Genomic DNA, 2,496 nt, shown 5'->3' with positions numbered 1-2,496 from the left:
GCGCCGCCGGTGCCCGCGCCGCCCGCGCCACCGGTGCCGGCGGCGCCGGCGGTGTTGCCGCTCGCGCCACTGCTGCCACCGTCGCCAGTGGCGGCACCACTGTCCGACGTTGCTGCACCGCCGGTGCCGGCACCTGCCATCCAGCTGTCCGCGCCACCGGTCGCGGTGCCGGTGTTGCCACCGCCAAGGCCGTCGCTGGAGCTGTCATTGCTGTTGGCGCCGCCTGCGCCGTTGCTGTTGCCGCCCACGCCGCGGCTGGCCGAGGCTACGCCACCACTGCTGGCCGACCCGTCGCCAGCCGCACCGCTATGGCCCTGGGCGTCGCCACCGCGCGCCGCCGCGCCACCGCGGCCGCCCGCGCCCGTGGCACCGTAACCGTCACCACCGGCGCCACCGCGACCACCGGCAGCGCTGCCCATGTTGTTGGCGGCGTTGCCTACAGTGACGCCCACATTCGATACCGTGCCGCTCAATTCGCTGTTGGCAGCGACGCGGTTGACGTTGTTGGAACTGGTGGTGTCATGCGAATCGGCGTGGGTACTGGAATTGGAGTGGCTGCTGGAATCGCTCATGTTGCCCACGTTCTGCAGTACGGCCGCGTTGTCCTGGGCGTTGGAGCCGCCGCCGTTGTTCTGGGTCTTGTCCGCCATCGCGGGCAGGGCCAAGCCGATACCGAGGCAGATGGCAGTAGCGATAAGTGTCTTGCGCATGGTCGTTCTCCGTTTGAAAGCCTGATCAAGCTCTGGAATCACCCCGGCGGGCCGGGGCCGTTGTCTGCGATGCCAGAGGGGTCGGATCAGGCGCTCACCGGAACGACAGTGCGTTCGGCACTCCATGACAACCATCAAGACTTGCTGATCCTGGCTACAACCGGCTCGTGTTCGCAGCGTGCGGAATCTGCATAAACGGTGCCGATCGAGCGGATCAGATTAATCTCAATGAAATCATCGATTTGCGGTTAAAACCAGGAGAACGAAACGCTTCCGTTGCGGAAACGGTGTAACACCGGTGATACACCCATCTCCCACCACCGGTCGGCAAGCGGCGCACCGATGGCGCCACGATGGGCTCGGCGCGTCCGTGGCGACGGCGGCGGGAGGTGTATCAAGGGTGTTACAGGTGTATCGCGGCAAGGCGGTGTCGCCGTTGCCGCGGCTTCGATCAGGCGTGTGGAAGAGCATCGCGACTGAAGTCGCTCCCACACAGGCACAGCGTCAGCGTTTGTCGATGGGTGTGTAGCTGCGGTCTTCCGGTCCGGTGTAGTTGGCGCTGGGCCGGATGATCTTGCCGTCCTCGCGCTGCTCGATCACGTGCGCACTCCAGCCGGAGGTGCGGGCGATCACGAACAGCGGCGTGAACATCGCGGTGGGTACGCCCATCATGCGGTAGGCACTGGCGGAGAACCAGTCGAGGTTGGGAAACATCTTCTTGATCTCGGCCATCACTTTCTCGATGCGCTCGGAGACGTCGAACAGGGTGGGGTTGCCGCCCTCGGTGCACAGCCTGCGCGAGATTTCCTTGATGATCTCGTTGCGCGGGTCGGACACCGTGTACACCGGGTGGCCGAAGCCGATCACGATCTCCTTGCGCTCCACGCGGGCGCGAATATCGGCCTCCGCGTCATCGGGGCTGCGGTAGCGGGAGATGATCTCCATCGCCACCTCGTTGGCACCGCCATGCTTGGGGCCGCGCAGCGCGCCGATCGCGCCGGTGATCGCCGAATAGATGTCCGAACCGGTGCCCGCGATCACGCGCGCGGCGAAGGTGGACGCGTTGAACTCGTGCTCGGCGTACAGCACCAGTGACTTGTCCAGCGCCTGCGCATGCAGGTCGCTGGGCTTCTTGCCATGCAGCAGGTGCAGGAAATGGGCGGCGATGGATTCGTCGTCCGTCTCGGTCTCGATGCGCTTGCCGTTGTGGCTGAAGTGGTACCAGTACAGCAGCATCGAGCCAAAACTGGCCATCAGGCGGTCGGCGATGTCGCGTGCGCCGGTGACGTTGTGGTCGTCCTTCTCCGGCAGCACCGTGCCCAGCACCGAGCAGCCGGTGCGCAGCACATCCATCGGGTGGGTGGAGGCCGGCAGCAGTTCCATCGCCGCCTTCACCGGCGCCGGCAGGCCGCGCAGGCGCTTCAGCCGCTGGCGGTAGTTGTTGAGCTCGGTCCAGTTCGGCAGCACGCCGTGCACCAGCAGGTACGCCACTTCCTCAAAGTTGCCCTTGGACGCCAGGTCGTGGATGTCGTAGCCGCGGTAATGCAGGTCGTTGCCGCTGCGGCCCACCGTGCACAGCGCGGTGTTGCCAGCGGCCACGCCGGACAGCGCGACGGATTTCTTGGCCTTGGGCAGGGCTTGCTCGCTCATCGGAATCTCCAGGGTGCGGATGGTCTTTCTTGTACGTGTAGGAGCCCGCTCGCGGGCGATGCTCTTGTGTCGGGATTCGGGATTCGGGATTCGGGATTCGGGATTCGAAAAGCATCGCCCGCGAGCGGGCTCCTAC

1 protein-coding gene and 1 pseudogene are annotated in these 2,496 nt (G+C 65.8%); both read right to left on the bottom strand.

Annotated elements, in window-relative coordinates:
* Positions 1-710, bottom strand: a pseudogene (locus tag UU9_RS18020) (hypothetical protein); the annotation flags it as partial.
* Between the two features lie 504 nt (positions 711-1,214).
* Positions 1,215-2,360, bottom strand: a complete 1,146-nt coding sequence (prpC, locus tag UU9_RS13255) for a bifunctional 2-methylcitrate synthase/citrate synthase (RefSeq protein ID WP_007082269.1) — start codon at positions 2,358-2,360, stop codon at positions 1,215-1,217.
* Positions 2,361-2,496: the final 136 nt, after the last annotated feature.

It is taken from the genome of Rhodanobacter fulvus Jip2, from assembly GCF_000264315.1.
Lineage (GTDB): Bacteria > Pseudomonadota > Gammaproteobacteria > Xanthomonadales > Rhodanobacteraceae > Rhodanobacter > Rhodanobacter fulvus.
This window is presented reverse-complemented; position numbering and strand designations above follow the sequence as displayed.

Excerpts from the sequence above, each read along its gene's own strand:
- prpC (WP_007082269.1), bottom strand. The coding sequence starts at position 2,360 with ATGAGCGAGCAAGCCCTGCCCAAGGCCAAGAAATCCGTCGCGCTGTCC.